The organism is Caballeronia pedi, from assembly GCF_001544915.2.
GTDB classification, from domain to species: Bacteria; Pseudomonadota; Gammaproteobacteria; order Burkholderiales; family Burkholderiaceae; genus Caballeronia; species Caballeronia pedi.
In genome coordinates this window covers 1-14109 of record NZ_FCOE02000067.1, presented here as the reverse complement: position 1 = coordinate 14109, position 14109 = coordinate 1, and the positions used below count along the sequence as shown (strand labels likewise).

The window sequence follows — 14109 nt, the reverse complement described above, 5'->3', positions numbered from 1 at the left end:
GCCGCTCGTTGGCTCGGGACGGGCGGCGCTGGATCAGGCGGGCGCCTTTTCGGCAAGATACTCGGAGAGTTCACAGTCGACAGTCAGGAATCTGAGCACTTCCGTTCGCGCCTGTGCAACCAATAGACGATCGAACGGATCGCGATGCAGGTCAGGCATGGTACGCACCGCTTTGGCATGTTTCAGTTGGACCGGAAGCACGATGACCGGTTGCTCTTCCAGTTCGTCGATTGCGCGTTCGCCGTCCGGCTCCAGTTTGCCTCGCGCGGACTTGATCGACAGTTCCCAGATGCTGGCCGTGCTCACGAAAACCTGGTCGGCCTCGGCGATTAGCTCGCGGAAGTCGGTCGGCATTCTGCGGTCCTTCGCAACACTCCAGATATAGACGTGTGTATCGAGCAGTAAGCGGATCATCGGCTCTCGGGCGCAGGATTGGCGTCGTAGATCCGGGGTTTGTAAAACTCCGCAATGATGTCGTCGGGTAACGGTTTGACCAAGTCATCGTCGAGCACGCTTTCGTCGTCGACATATCCGATGATTATTGAGCCAACCGCTTCGGGATCACCGTGGGAGAGATTTCCGACAGCCTTGACGCGGCGTAGCAAGGCCGGATGCTCGCCCCCGATGGCAACTTCCTTGCCCTGCGCTACCAGTTCCAGCACCTTTGGCAAATCCTTCTGCGCTTCTTCGACACTAAAGATATACACGATTACTCCGGATAACTAAAAAGAGCATTCATGCTATCCGAGTCCGACTAACCCGCCAATATGCCGAACGGCCAATTGGAAGAATTGGGAGCTATCTCATGCCTACCGAATCTCCGACCGCAGAACTCGGCGCGGCAGCACCCGCATTCACGCTACCCGCGACCGACGGCCAGAGCCGCACGCTCGACTCACTGAAAGGCAAGAACGGTCTCGTGATCGTGTTCATATGCAATCACTGCCCCTACGTGAAGGCCGCGATGCCGAACCTGATTCGCGACGCCCACGCGCTGAAGGACATCGGCATCAACATGGCGGGCATCAATTCGAACGACGCGAGCGTCTACACCGACGATGCCTTCGACCGCATGATTGCAGTCGCGCAGGAATGGAATCTCCCTTTTCCCTATCTGCATGACGAAACGCAGGAAATCGCGCGCGCCTACGGCGCGGTATGCACACCCGAATGCTTCGGCTTCGACCGGGACTTGCGATTGAGATATCGCGGCCGTATCGACGCCTCGCGCAAGGAAGCGCTGCCCGATGCGCGCCGCGATCTGTTCGAAGCGATGCGCTCGATAGCGCAGCACGGCGAAGCGCCCGGGCAGCAATACCCGGCGCTCGGCTGCTCGATCAAATGGAAGGCCTAGCTTTTCTGCTTCGTGCTTCCCGGCGCGTGCCACGCCATCAGATCGTCGTCCGGCTTATCGACCTCGCATCCCCAGTCGAGCGGCTGATCCTGATCGAAGCGCTTGCCCAGTTGCCAGGCGATTTCCGCGCGTGCGAGCTGCACGCCGAGATAAAACGCATGGCCGCCGTCGTTCTCGACCTTGAGTTCGGGATACAGCGCGAACGGATCGGCCGCGACGTGATGTCCGTCGCGGTTATAGACATGAATGCCGTCCGCCGAGACCTGCACGCGAAAATTCGGATCGCGCACCGCAGCGGCGAATACGCCGATTTCATCGGCATCGTAGGGAAACGGCCGCTTTGCATGCAGCGCCGACAGATCGCCTGAAATGCCCTTGGGCAGCGTCTGCGTTTCGCGCGCGGCATGCATCACGCGGCGCGCGACATCGGCTTCGCGAACGGCGCGCCGCGCGTGCAGGCTCACCGACGTCGTCAGCACGGCGGCCACGCGCAACTCGGCCGCCATGCCGAACAGCACCGCGTTGATGCCGCTCGTGTCCGCCTCGGTCAACTCGGTCACGTTGCCGACGCCCATCATGATCGGCACATCGGGATAGCGCTCGCGCAAGGACACATAGCGCGCGATGGACGCCGCGAGCCCGAACGGAATCGGATCGAGAATCGGATCGGCGAGAAAGGCGCGGCCGCGCTTCGTCATTGCGTCGATCGCGCTATCGAGCGAGGCGACATCCGCGGGTTCGCGCGGCACCAATACCGGCGTCGAGGCGATTTCATCAGCAATCCATAGCGTATCGGCGTTGAGGCTCATCACGTAATCCGCGCCCGCCCGCCCGCCGCGCACGAGTTCCTCATCGCGCATCGAATCGACGCTCACGCGATAGCCTTGCTCCTTCAGCATGATCACGGCGTCTTCGAGATGTGCAAACGCCGTCTCGGGCAGGCAACCGATGTCGATGACATCCGCGCCTTGCCGTTTATATTCGCGCGCGCGCGCCGCGATGCCGTCGAGATCGAGTCGCGGCGCATCGACGATTTCCGCAAAGATCTCCGTCTCGTAGCGCGACAGATCGACATGCCGTGCCTCGCGCCCGAAGAACTGCGGCAAGTCTTTTACCTCCTCGGGACCGCGCTCGACCTTCACGCCGTAGTGCGCGGTGAGGGCATCGAGATCGCCGCGGCATCGGCCGGGCAGGATCATGCGGCTCGTGCCTTCGGTCAGAGGAACGGCGACGCGCCGGCGAATCATGTCGGCGGTCATCAGTCCCGCGACCTGCAAGCCGATCTCGCGAACTTCCCACGTAAAGGGCGATTTCTTCGCGACGGGCGCGATGCTTTCGAGCACTTGCTGAAGGCTCAATTGCGCGAGCCGGCCGGTCAGGAAGACGATGTGTTCCATGCGAGATGCAGGTCCGACAGGCGTTGATCGAGCGCGGCTTCGAGATCGTCGAGCGAGCGGGCCACGGTGGTATGCGCGAAGCGCGCGAGCCGCTCGACGTTCTCGAACTCGATCGCGCGTGGCCTCACTTCGACCCATTCCTTCGGGGCGTGCGTGATGACGGACGGCGCGGTATCGCAGGCGAACACGATGCCCGGCACGCATTGCTTGCCGGCTTGCGCATAGAGATTGGTGGGCAAGGTATCGGAGATGCCGAACGCGCATTTGGCGACGGTATTGCTCGTCGCGGGCGCGATCACGACCGTGTGATATTCGCCGCTATAGAGCATGCCGACGGGCACGCTGCTCGCGCTGTTATCGCGAAACACCTTGAAGCGCTCGCGCAGCTTCGCGAGCGTCCAGCCGTAGAGCGGCAGCACTTCCTCGCCGGCGGCGGAGAGAAACAGATCGACGCCGGGCAGGCGCAGCGCGAGCGCGATCGATTCCTCCAGCATGTGACCGGAGCCGGTCACGCACCACGCGAAGCGCGCGTCGGGCTTGAACTCGTCGAGCCGGCGGGCGGGCGTGGGTTGCGTCATGCGTCGGGCGTATCGTGCGACAGGCGAATATGCAGACGATGCATCTTCCGATACAGCGTGTTGCGGCTGATGCCGAGCACCTTCGCGACATTGCTCACGTTCCAGCGATGCTCGTCGAGCAACTGCAGCACGGTCTCGCGTTCCTTGACCTGGATCGCGTTGAGCGACGAGGTGTCGGCGTCTTCGGCGAGATGTGCGAGCGGCGTGCTCGCGGCGGGACTCGGCGCGCGGGTCGCGGCGGTTGTCGTGCCCGCACCGTTGACGATCTCCGGCGGCAGATGCGCGCAGCGGATTTCGGGGCCGTCGCAGAGCGCGATCGCCATTTGCAGCACATGACGCAACTGACGGATATTGCCCGGCCACGGATACGCGAGCAACGCCTGCCGTGCTTCGGCGGAAAGCGCGGGCGGCTCGTCGGATTCGGTTTCGAGAATATGGCCGATGAGCGCGAGCGCATCGGCGCGTTCACGCAACGGCGGCAGATTGATCTCGATGCCGTTCAGGCGGTAATACAGATCCTCGCGGAACATGCCCGTCTGCACGAGTTCGATGAGATTGCGGTGACTCGCGCTGATCAACTGAAAGTCCACCTTGACGGTGGTTTCCGCGCCGAGCGGCGTCACCTCGTGTTCTTCGAGCACGCGCAACAGACGCGCCTGCAACGTGAGCGGCATATCGCCGATTTCATCGAGAAAGAGCGTGCCGCCGTTCGCCTGCACGATTTTGCCGCGCCGTCCTTCACGCTGCGCGCCCGTAAACGCCCCCGCGCGATATCCGAACAGTTCGCTTTCGATCAGATTCTCCGGCAGCGACGCGCAGTTCACCGCGACGAACGCGCCCGCACCGTTCGGGCTGATGCTGTGCAGCGCGTTGGCGAAGACTTCCTTGCCGGTGCCGGTTTGTCCGCGCAGGATGATCGGGATCTTGCGCTGGATCACGCGCGCTGCGAGCTGGATCTGCGAGGCCATGCGCGGATCGCCGAATTCCAGATGCGAGAGTTTGTCGAGACGGCCGGTCGCGGCGGGCTCGCGCATGTCCTTCTTCGGCGCTTTGGCGCGCGCGCCCGGTGCGGACAGATCACGCGAGACCGGATCGCTCATGAGGATGCGCGTCGTGCCGCTCGCGCCGTCGCGCGGCGTCTGCGCGGTGAGGAAAAAGCGGCTGTTCGCCTTCGCGCTATAGACCGTCACCGGATGAAACGAGCCGCGGATGCTGCGCGCGATCATGTCTTCGAGCGTCGCGTTGAACGCTTCCTCGATGCGCTTGCCGCACAACTCGCCGGGCGAGCGCAGGTCGAGCTGAAAGAGCGCGCTGCGGCTCGCCGCGAGCACGACGCCTTCGTCGCTGACCGCGAGCTTGCCCGCGTGCAGGGTGCCGACGAACTCGGGCCGGCTATGAAAGTGAATCAGGTTCGCGTGCCGGTAGCGCGCATCGATCAGACGATTTTCGATCATCTGCCGCGACATCCCGACGAGCACGAGCGAATGCTGCTGCAGGAGCTTCGAGCGGCTCGTCACGTCGAGCACGCCGACGACCGTGCCGCGCTCGTCGAAGATCGGCGCGGCCGAGCACGTGAGCGACGTATAGCGTGGATAGAAATGCTCGTGCTGGCATACCGCGATGCAATCGCGCTCGATGAGGCACGTGCCCATGCCGTTGGTGCCGGCCTCGCGCTCGCTCCACATCGCGCCGACGCGCAGACCGTCGGCGGCGACGGCTTCGCCGAACGGTACCGATGACACCTGATGCACGATGACCCCGTCCGCATCGACGAGCACGACGGCGAGTTCCGGATCGGCGAGCTGCTGATACAGCGTCGTCATTTCGAGCTTCGAGCACGCGATCAGATCGCTCGCAGCTTCGCGGCGATCGTTCAGTTCGTGCTGCGTGAGCACGGGCGGCATGACGAAGCGGCCGGGATCGAGCCTGAATTCCGTGAGGCACCGCAGCCACGATTGCGCGACCGAATCGCTGGCGCGGCGTGCGGCCAGCGGATTATTGACGATGTTCAGCACTTCCCGGACATGCGTGTCTACGTCAGCAAGCGACGACATGGGGGCAAGTCTCCGTTGCGCCGCATTCCGGTGCGCGGGTATCGCGCGGCCGTCCGGCGCCGTATCTGTTGTGTTTTACGCTGGCGCTGCGGCTGTGCTGCCTGCTGCGGCTGTTCGACTGTTCCGCTTGCAGGCGCGCCTCGTGGCCGGGTAGTCGGGGGATTCCAGGTGCTGTATGCGACCCGATCCGGTCCGGTTCTCAAAAACTTTACATCCTATGACGCATCGATTCAATAAGGAGTCGCATACAGACGCACAAACGCGCCCGCTTTTTGCTTGCTGCTTACGGATACATTCGGCGATGGGCGCCGGGTTTTCTTTCTAAGGGCCGCTTCGCGCGGCAACAGGCATATGGGCCGATTCGAACCGATTCGCGAAGCTGTTCATGTTGCGGCGCAACCTGGCGGGTCTGCCGGTGCGATGGATGTCGTTTATATCGAAGGACTCACCGGGCAGACGGTTATCGGCATAGACAAGAGCGAGCTGCACGATCCGCAGACGGTGCGAATGAGCCTTGCCATCGGTGTGCCGTTCCTGCGTGCTTGCGCGACCGATCGGATCGAAGACACGGTGAATTATGCGGCAGTGCGGGAAGCGATTCATGGGCTTCTCGCGTCACATGGTTTGCAGTTGCTCGAGGCGCTCGCGGAACGCATCGCACAGATGCTTATCGCGGATTTCGGGGCGCATTGGGTCAGGGTGACGCTGGCCAAGCCAGCCAAGTTCGATGATGTCGATGCGGTGGGGGTTGTGATCGAGCGGCGACGTCCGGTTGATTCCGATGCCCGGAAAGGAGCGCCGGTTAGTCTTGCCTGGATCGGTCGAGGGTATGTGCCGGAGTGAGCTTTGATTTGTCGCCGGGAACCGGCGACAAATCCCGACCGGTCACTTCCCCTTGATCCCACAAGCCTTGAACGCATCCTTCTGCAAATCCCGATACCGCTTGGTCTGCGCCTTCGCGCGGTCGACCCGAAACTCCGCTCCCCCCTCCCCACCCAGCGTCGCATACTTCGAAAACGTCGATTGCTCGACGTAATCATCATAAGTAAGCACCTTCGCGATCTTGTCGATCGCACACGAGCACTTATAGACGTTGGCGAAATCGTGCCCATTGTCGTCCATGCATCCAAGCACGTATTCCACGCGTCCTTCGGTCGGATAATCGTGAGTCCTGGCGGGCGCGGCGGCGCCCCCGCCACCCGTCGCGGCGATCGAAAGCGGCGAAATCAGCGAGAGGCAGGTGAGCACCGTCAACGCGCAGCAACGTGGGGTCATGCGATAAGCCTCATGGTCATGAAGTGAAAAACGGCCGGCACACCAGCACGAACGCACCGGCCACACACCGCATCAGCTCGGTGAGAACGGATGCGACATCGTGCCCTTCTTGGATACTACCTCCTGCGCCGACGGCTCGCCCGCCACCGCGCGCGCAATCGATTCCTTCGTCGCCTGATAATTGAAATCGTGGATCTTCTGGTCGTCATCCGCCTCCCAGTGGATGAACACGCCGACGCAAATGAACAGATCGTCGGCTTCATCGGCGGGAATGACGCCGCTTTCCACGCTGTCGGCGACTGCCATCGCGACCGCGCGCTGCGCCGGGCCGAACATCTGCACGGCCTGCTTGGCGCCCTTGATCGTCACCTTGTTGAAGAGAATCGTGTTCGGCTTGGTCAGCAGATTCGGTGCGACCACGGCGAGCAGCGACGTGAAGCCATCCTTGTTGTTCGTGAGCGCGTGGCAGAACGCCGTCTCGGCAGCGGAACCTCGCGGTCCGATGATCAAGTCGATGTGTGCGACCTCGTTGCCATCGCCGACGAGCGACTCTCCTACCAGGACGCGGTTGATCTTGGCCATGCTGTTCCTCCAGTGATGTGTGTTCTCGGGACTAGCGACTTGCTCTCGACTCGCGACGGTAAGACTCAAAGCCGCGCAAGGCTCGCGTTCGACCGGACTTTCCGATGCGACCGCTCAACCGCGAACTTCCTAACATGTTCCGTGCCAATTTTCTGTTCGCGCGGGCAGACTTCATGCATCCATCGATGACGTCGTCAGCGCAACGAAGAGCGTCGCCACCGCGAGGTCCGCGCTCGTGCCCGGATTGATGCCGCGCGCCTTCAATCCGGCATCCCACGCATCGAGCGCGACAGACGCCGCAGGACGTCCCGCCGCGCGCCAGTTCGCGCGATGCATCGCCGCATCGCGCGTGACACTTTGCGCCACCGTCGCGCCTTGCTTGCGCACTATGTGCGAGTCGGGCCACGTGGCGAGAAAGCTCAGGAACGCATCGAGCATCGCGCGATGCTCCGTTTCCGGCCCGAACGCGCCGGCCGCGTCGAGGCCCGCGCCGAAGATATCGGCGAAACCGTTCTCGTATTGACGCGCGATGCTGTCGCGATCCGCCGCGAGCGCCATCGCCGCGCGCAAGCTCACGGTCGGCGGCGCGTGCACGGGCTGCTCGGGCGCGTCGCCCAGACCGCCCGGATTGGCGAGCGCGATCGCGCGATAGGCGAGCCGCGCATCGTCGATATCAAGCTCCGCGAGTACGCGCAGCGTCGCCGCATGCCAGCGCGATGCATCGACCGGCTCGCTCGCATCGAAGCTTTCGAGCGCGGCGCACAACGGCGCCGCGAGCAGCACGATGCCGAGATTCGTGTTGCAGCCGACCGCGTCGAAAGTGCGGCGCACGGCGTCGAGAATGCGCGCGCCCACGCGTGCGCCCGGCGTGAAGAGGCCCGCCGCCGCCGTGCCCGCGCTCGCGATGAATTGCGCCGACGTCATGCCGTGCCCCGCGCTCGCGATGCTCACGTTGCCGGGTTTCATCGTTTCGACATCGAGCCGGCACGCGCGCAGGAACGCGGTGCGCGCGCGTTCGGCACGAGGCGCGTCAAACGCGTTCATCGCCGCTGGCGAGCGCGAGCGCGCCCTTCGATGCGACACACTTGCGATCCAGCAGATCGTCGACGAGCAGCGCCGCGATATCGAGCGTCGTCACTGATTGCAGCCCGCGCCATGCCGCCACGCCGTTCACTTCGAGCACCACGGGCCCGCCGCCTTCCGCCGCGATCAGATCGACGCCCGCGTAATCGAGCCCGAGCGCCGCCGTCGCGCGCACGGCGATGTCCGCGAGCGTGGGCGTCGGCTCCGCCGGCTCGCAGCGCGCGCCGCGCGCGAAGTTGTGAATCCAGTCCTCGCCGCCGATGCGCTTCATCGCCGCCACCGCTTGCCCGCCGATCACGAGCACGCGCCAGTCGAAGCCCGGTTCGCCCGCATCGACGAAACGCTGCAGATATGCAACCTGACTGAAAGCGTCGAGCGGCGGCAGGCTCACGCCGGGCTTCATCAAGCCCTTGCCCTGCGAGCCGAAGAGCGGCTTCATCACGACTTGCCGGCCCGCCGCCGCCTCGCGCATCAGCACGCGCTGCGCGTACGCCGGCGATTCGCCCGCCCAGGTCGCGGGCGTCGGTACGCCGTAGCGGTTGAGCAGAAAGCTCGTCATCGACTTGTCGACGCTGCGCTCGATCGCGCGCGCGTCGTTATAGACGGGCACGCCGGATTCGCGCAGCGCGTGCAATATGCCGAGCCGCAACGTGACCTGCTCGAAGGTGCCGCCCGCGATGCCGCGCACGAACACCGCGTCGGGCAGCGTGTGGCCGAAGCCGGGAATCGCAAGGCCGTGCGGCTTCCATGTCGTGTCGATGCGGCATGCGGCGAGATCGACGCAACGCGCTTCCACGTCGCGCGCGCGAAACGCTTTTTTCAGGCGGCCGGTGTGCCAGCCGGTTTCATCGGTCATGAGCGCGACGCGAAAGCTCATGACGCGTCTCCGAGCCATTGCGCATCGAGGAGCGGCTTGTCGACCTTGCCGCCGTGATACGTCGCGCCGCTTTCGAGGCTCGACACCCACACTTCGGCAGGCGCGAAGAGCGCGGGGTCGATCTGATAGAAGTCGTAGTTGAACGACGTGAAGATATCGGCGAACGGACGCCCGTAGTCACGCGCGTTCGATGAAGGCAGTTCGGCCGCGAGGCGTTTCGCGACCGCGTCGCTCCTGACCGTCAGATGCACGCGGCCGCCGTAGAGGATCGCGTCGTTGGTGCGGCCCATTGCCTGGATGCCGTCGGGCGCGGGCGGCGGCAAAGGCGCGCTGCCGCTGCCTTCGACTATCTCTCCCAGATCCACACCCAGCACGTGCGTCTTGTGCAGCGCAACTTCCACGACGCGCGCCACGACCTGCACCGTTCCCGCGACAGAGTGCGTCGGCGTCACGGCGATCACGAGGTTCTGCGCGTCGAGGCCGCAGTCGTTGAGCACCTTGTCGATGACGACTTGCGGCGGCAGCCGATCCACTTCCATCACGAGCGCGCCGCGATCATGCCGGTCGCGATAACCGAGTTCGCCGAACAGCGGCTCCTTGCATGCGAGCGCGCGCGCCGGGCCGGAGCCGAGCGAAAAGAATTTCTTGCCGCCCGTCTGTTCTTTCGTCGCGGACAGACTCCAGCCCGCGTACTGGCTCGCGAGGCAGGCGAGCACCGGATTGCTCGTATGCACTTCGATGAAGCTAGGCCAGAGCGGGGCGTCATCGAACGCGACGCGTCGCGCGACGCGTCCGAACCCGCCCATGCAGATGCGCGCGATCAGCATGCCCGCGTCGGCGCTGCCCTTCGCGTTCACGCCCGCATCGACGATCACGGTGCCGCCGTCCGTGCGCGTGATGTCGACGTGAAGGCGCGCGGCATCGTCGATGAGACGCGCGACGAGCCGCTCGCTCGATGCGTTGACGCTCAGCGCGGCGTCCGCCTGAAAAGTTGAAGTCATGGTCTCGATAGGGTCTCGATGCGTTGCAGAAGGCGCGCGTGCTCGCGGTCCAGCGCGTCGCGCAGGTCGTCGAACGCGGGCGCGGACACGGTCATCGTGCAAACGGGTTGACCCGCTTCGATACGCGCGCCGACGAGCGGGATGTCGTGACACGCGGGGTCGTCGAAGCACGCGTCGCTGAACGCGCGAGACGCGGTGAAGCCTTCATGTGCGAATACCACGCGCTGTCCGGCGTGGAGCGGCGGTGTGCGCGCGAGCATGTCGGGTGTGTGCGGCAGTTCGCCGTGCAGACACGCATCGAGATGCGCGCCGATCAGCCCGCGCGGCCACGCGTCGGGCCATGCGGCTTCGTAGAGCGCCATCGTCGAGGACGGGCGCGTGTTGATTTCGAGCACGCTGAAGGTGTCGCCATCGAGCAGAAAGTCGATGCTGTTGAGGCCCGTCAGATCCGTCTGCCAGACGATTCTGTCGATCGCCTCGACGATGCGCGCCGCGATGTGCTGCGGCAATCGCACCGGCCCGAGCGAGCCTGCGTGCACGAAAGGCAGGCGTCCCGCTTCGACCGTCAGTTGCTCCGCGAAGCCGATCACCGCCGCCTCGCGATGCGCGGCGAGAAACAAGGCGGACATCGAGCGGCCTTGCGCGAACCGCTGAAAATACGCGCAGTCGGGCGCGTGCTCGACATCCGCAGCCCATTCGATATGCGTGCCGCCGCAGCCGTCCGAGCGCTTCACGAGCCAGCCATCGCGCGGCTCGGGCATCGCGTATCGGACTTCGGGATGCGCGATGTGCGCTTCATCGAGCAGCCCGAAGAAACGCCGCGGATCGCGCACCGCCGCCGCCTGAGCGCCGTTGCCGATGAAGCGCGGCACGCCCGGCGCGCGCGACAGCTCGCCTGCGAGCGCTTCGAGCCCGCCCGTCACGATGAGGCCGAGCATGCGCGGCAGGCGCGCCGCGCGTTCGAGCGCATCGAATAGACGCGTCCGGTCGATCGACATGCCATTGCCGCCGATATCGAACCACATGCCCGCGTGCTCGCGCGTGTCGCGGTCGCCGAAGATATCGAGCGCGACGACATTCAGCCCCGCGCGCGCAGCCGATTGCGCAACCAGCCGCGCCGACAGGCCGGCCACCGCGATGCGCGGCGCGCGCGAGACGTCGGCTGACATCATGAACTCTGTCCCGCGACGATCGCGCGGGCTTCGTCGAACGCTTCGGGAAAGCCGAGATAAACCGGCTTGCCGCCGGTGCGCATGCGCAGAAAGAGCCGATGCTCGGCCTGATACTTCACATTGCCGATCGCCAGCGCGCCGATGCCGACCGCGTCGGCGCGCGCCGCGCCCGCGAGCGGCTTGCCGTCGTCCATCACGTTGACGCCCGCGATGCCTTCGGGCGGCACGGCGTTGACATCGGCGGCGATCAGGAGGTTCTTCGCATGCGCGAGATCGGCGGACGTCATAACCTGCACGCCCGCGACCGCCGTCGCGAACACCACTTCGGCGCGCGCGAGTTCGCGATGGAGTTGGTCGGGCGAGCCGGTCGCGACGCCCGAGGTCGCGATATCGAAACGGCGATTGATCTCGTCGCTCACCTGCGTCGCGCGCGACTGGCTCGAATGGCTCGCGACGGCCACGTCCGCGCCGAGCGATGCGGCCATCGCCGCCGCCACCCGCCCGACCGCGCCCGTGCCGCCGAGTATCAGCACGCGCTTGCCGCCGAGATCGACGGAATGCGCGTTCTTCAGATGCTTTTCCGCGAGCGCGACGAGCGCGGCGGCGGTCGTGTACGCGCCGCTCGGATCGGTGAAGACGGAGACTTCGAAGGGCGGGACCATCGCGTTGCGGGCTTTTTCGAGCATGTCGGCGGCGAGCATCACATCGCGTCCGCCGATGAAGATGCCCGTGCGCGACACGCCCTTCGGACCGCGCGAGAAGATTGCGTCCTGCGTGAGTTGCACGACGCTGTCCTCGTCGACGTTGCAGTAGGGCACGAGGATCTGATAGCCGGCGTCGGCGGCCATGTTCACATCGAACGGGCTCATTTGCGGCGTCGCGGTGAACATGTGCAGGACGTAGGGTCTTTCGGTGGCTTCGGGCATGGCGATGGACTCGTTGGCGTTGATGTCGCGTTGATGTCGCTTTGATTTCGATAGCTGCTGTCGATGCGTCGTGCAGTTTCAGGCCGCGTTCGCACCGTGATGCCGTCGGTCGGCCGCGCGCCAGCTCGCGCCGCGATTGCGGCCTGCCGCGACCGTGAATGTGAGCGATGCGCCCGGCGAAACGCGCTGTGCGGTGGCGAGGGCGCGTTCGGCGTCCTGCGCGCTCGCGACGAACGCGAAGCCGACCGGACCCCACGAAGTCTGTCCGATGCCCGCCTTCTGCTCGGCGGCGACGGCTTCGAGCGCGCGCGCAACGGCGGGGCTCGCGAACACACCGCCTTGCACGGGCGCGAAGTATTCGCCGATGGTGTGCTGAAGATCGCAGATGGCGTCGGCGAAGATGTCGAAGTCGCTTTCGGCGACGGCGGGCAGGATGCGCATCAGCACGAGATGGCTCAGGTGCGCGGCGAGCGTGGCGGGGAAGGGCGCGAGCGAGGCGAGGCCGCGCTTTTCTTCGTCGCCGTGCAGGCCTTCGCGCGAGATGTCGTCGATGAGCAGCACGCGCCAGGCTTCGGGAAACGGCTGGCGCGCGATGAGCGGCGGCAGGATTGTTCTCGATGCGTTGCGTGCATCGCGCCCGCCGTCGACGATCAGTCCGCCGTGATCGAAGGCATGTATGCCGATGCCGGAGCGCGCGCCGCGTGCGAGGGTTCTTGCGATGTCGGCGGTGCTCGCTGCATGCCCGCGCGCGCGGGCGAATGCGGTGCCGAGGGCGAGGGCCAGTTGGGTGCCGGAGCCCAGGCCCGTGTGAGCGCGCGGGGTTTCGTGTATCTCGATGTCGATGGTCGGGCCCTTGCCCAGTGTGGCTTCCAGTTGCTTCAGGTGCTGTTCGATGCGGTCGCGTTGGGCATCGCTTGCGGCGCCCTCGATGAGCGCGTCGCGGCGCGATGCGGGCGCCTGCCGGGCAGTGATGCGCGTGCCATGCGCGTCGATGGCGAGGCCTACGCTGCCGAAGGCGCGGCCCAGCGAGCCGTTTGGATCGATGAAGCCGAGATGCAGGCGCGCAGGAGATTCGACTGTGATCGCCGGGGGCGGGGATAAGCGTCCGGGGGTGGGCGGCATCGAAGTGGGCTTCCTGTTTTGTGGCGGATTTTTTGGGGCCTTGGGGTTAGGCAAATCCTGTACCAGGAGGCTTTTGGTACTGCTTGAGCTTGTGCTTGTGCTTGGGTTTGGGTTTGTCGCCGGATCCCGTATTCGCGTCGGTCTATTAGCGTTGCCCCTGTGCGGGGCGGCACCTACTTTCTTTGCTGCTGCAAAGAAAGTAGGCAAAGAAAGCAGCTTTCCCCATCCAAAGCGCTTCATGCCGGCCGCGGCACAGGCGATCGTTTTGGGCACAGCAGTAGCGAGTGCCCTCAAAGGCCACCTCGGGCTTGGACCGCGCACGGTCTGACGAGCCAGAGATTTGAGCGTGCTGGATCAGCACGAAATAGCTTCGGCACAGCGCTGCGCGCTGCCGTGGGGTATGCGAGGGACACCGACGAGAAAAGAGAAATCAGAAGCACGCGCAGACCCGATGTACCCATCGGCCGCGAAGCAGGGCGGAGCCTTTTCGTGCTGAACCAGCCACGCGCGCGGCGCGATGTGACAGACCGTGCGCGGTCCACGCCCGAAATGGCCTGCGAGGGCACTCGCTACTGCTGTGCCCTAAGGGTTCGCCTGTGCCGCGGCCGGCTTGAAGCGTTCAGGATGGGGAAAGCTGCTTTCTTTGGTTACTTTCTTTGCAGCAGCAAAGAAAGTGACTGCCGCCCCG

Annotated in this window: 16 protein-coding genes; 3 read left to right on the top strand and 13 right to left on the bottom strand. The window is 64.9% G+C overall.

All coding sequences use genetic code 11. The features are described 5' to 3' along the window. Window positions 1-33: 33 nt before the first annotated feature. Together AWB80_RS40850 and AWB80_RS40845 are read right to left on the bottom strand one after the other, a co-directional pair. Entirely contained in the window at window positions 34-411 is a 378-nt protein-coding gene (locus tag AWB80_RS40850) for a type II toxin-antitoxin system VapC family toxin (RefSeq protein ID WP_061180307.1), read from the bottom strand. Continuing rightward, window positions 411-707, bottom strand: coding sequence for a hypothetical protein (locus AWB80_RS40845; RefSeq protein ID WP_061180296.1), 297 nt, complete (start codon window positions 705-707; stop codon window positions 411-413). The genes AWB80_RS40850 and AWB80_RS40845 overlap by 1 nt, the downstream gene beginning before the upstream one ends. Before the next feature lie 98 nt (window positions 708-805). Here AWB80_RS40845 and AWB80_RS40840 point away from each other — a divergent pair, with 98 nt between their 5' ends. Next, window positions 806-1354 carry a thioredoxin family protein gene (locus tag AWB80_RS40840; RefSeq protein WP_061180295.1) on the top strand — a complete coding sequence of 183 codons (549 nt, stop codon included), beginning with the start codon at window positions 806-808 and terminating at the stop codon, window positions 1352-1354. Here the strand turns inward: AWB80_RS40840 and AWB80_RS40835 are convergent. From AWB80_RS40835 to AWB80_RS40825, 3 genes are read right to left on the bottom strand one after another with little or no spacing between them, the layout of a single operon-like run. Continuing rightward, window positions 1351-2751 (bottom strand): DUF6513 domain-containing protein, encoded by a 1401-nt coding sequence (locus tag AWB80_RS40835; RefSeq protein ID WP_061180294.1) that lies wholly within the window; start codon window positions 2749-2751, stop codon window positions 1351-1353. The genes AWB80_RS40840 and AWB80_RS40835 overlap by 4 nt on opposite strands. After that, a complete protein-coding gene (locus AWB80_RS40830) occupies window positions 2730-3329 on the bottom strand; it encodes a flavoprotein (protein WP_061180293.1) in 600 nt (199 codons plus the stop codon). Before AWB80_RS40830 ends, AWB80_RS40835 begins: the two co-directional genes overlap by 22 nt. Continuing rightward, window positions 3326-5383, bottom strand: a complete 2058-nt coding sequence (locus AWB80_RS40825) for a sigma-54-dependent Fis family transcriptional regulator (RefSeq protein ID WP_061180292.1) — start codon at window positions 5381-5383, stop codon at window positions 3326-3328. Before AWB80_RS40825 ends, AWB80_RS40830 begins: the two co-directional genes overlap by 4 nt. Before the next feature lie 351 nt (window positions 5384-5734). Between AWB80_RS40825 and AWB80_RS40820 the strand changes: the two genes are divergently transcribed. Beyond that, the gene (locus AWB80_RS40820) at window positions 5735-6226 is read left to right on the top strand and encodes a dihydroneopterin aldolase (RefSeq protein WP_061180291.1); all 492 of its coding nucleotides are present in this window, start codon (window positions 5735-5737) and stop codon (window positions 6224-6226) included. 42 nt (window positions 6227-6268) lie between these two features. Here the strand turns inward: AWB80_RS40820 and AWB80_RS40815 are convergent, their stop codons facing one another. From AWB80_RS40815 to AWB80_RS40780, 8 genes are all read right to left on the bottom strand, one after another. Further along, window positions 6269-6658, bottom strand: coding sequence for a hypothetical protein (locus tag AWB80_RS40815; RefSeq protein ID WP_061180290.1), 390 nt, complete (start codon window positions 6656-6658; stop codon window positions 6269-6271). Window positions 6659-6730: 72 nt separating this feature from the next. Continuing rightward, window positions 6731-7240 carry a formaldehyde-activating enzyme gene (fae, locus tag AWB80_RS40810; protein WP_061180289.1) on the bottom strand — a complete coding sequence of 170 codons (510 nt, stop codon included), beginning with the start codon at window positions 7238-7240 and terminating at the stop codon, window positions 6731-6733. A gap of 171 nt (window positions 7241-7411) precedes the next feature. Continuing rightward, window positions 7412-8284 carry a triphosphoribosyl-dephospho-CoA synthase gene (locus tag AWB80_RS40805; RefSeq protein ID WP_061180288.1) on the bottom strand — a complete coding sequence of 291 codons (873 nt, stop codon included), beginning with the start codon at window positions 8282-8284 and terminating at the stop codon, window positions 7412-7414. Further along, the gene (locus AWB80_RS40800; protein ID WP_087132034.1) at window positions 8271-9200 is read right to left on the bottom strand and encodes an ATP-grasp domain-containing protein; all 930 of its coding nucleotides are present in this window, start codon (window positions 9198-9200) and stop codon (window positions 8271-8273) included. Before AWB80_RS40800 ends, AWB80_RS40805 begins: the two co-directional genes overlap by 14 nt. Beyond that, window positions 9197-10201, bottom strand: coding sequence for a methenyltetrahydromethanopterin cyclohydrolase (gene mch / locus AWB80_RS40795; RefSeq protein ID WP_061180286.1), 1005 nt, complete (start codon window positions 10199-10201; stop codon window positions 9197-9199). Before mch ends, AWB80_RS40800 begins: the two co-directional genes overlap by 4 nt. After that, window positions 10198-11373 carry an ATP-grasp domain-containing protein gene (locus tag AWB80_RS40790; RefSeq protein WP_061180285.1) on the bottom strand — a complete coding sequence of 392 codons (1176 nt, stop codon included), beginning with the start codon at window positions 11371-11373 and terminating at the stop codon, window positions 10198-10200. Before AWB80_RS40790 ends, mch begins: the two co-directional genes overlap by 4 nt. Beyond that, window positions 11370-12299 (bottom strand): NAD(P)-dependent methylenetetrahydromethanopterin dehydrogenase, encoded by a 930-nt coding sequence (locus AWB80_RS40785; RefSeq protein WP_061180284.1) that lies wholly within the window; start codon window positions 12297-12299, stop codon window positions 11370-11372. The genes AWB80_RS40790 and AWB80_RS40785 overlap by 4 nt, the downstream gene beginning before the upstream one ends. 78 nt (window positions 12300-12377) lie before the next feature. Then, complete coding sequence (locus AWB80_RS40780; protein ID WP_061180283.1) at window positions 12378-13421, bottom strand: beta-ribofuranosylaminobenzene 5'-phosphate synthase family protein; 1044 nt, start codon at window positions 13419-13421, stop codon at window positions 12378-12380. On the opposite strand from AWB80_RS40780, the gene AWB80_RS40775 reads away from it, so the two are divergent. Then, window positions 13411-13749 (top strand): hypothetical protein, encoded by a 339-nt coding sequence (locus tag AWB80_RS40775; RefSeq protein ID WP_143328251.1) that lies wholly within the window; start codon window positions 13411-13413, stop codon window positions 13747-13749. The genes AWB80_RS40780 and AWB80_RS40775 overlap by 11 nt on opposite strands. Window positions 13750-14109: the final 360 nt, after the last annotated feature.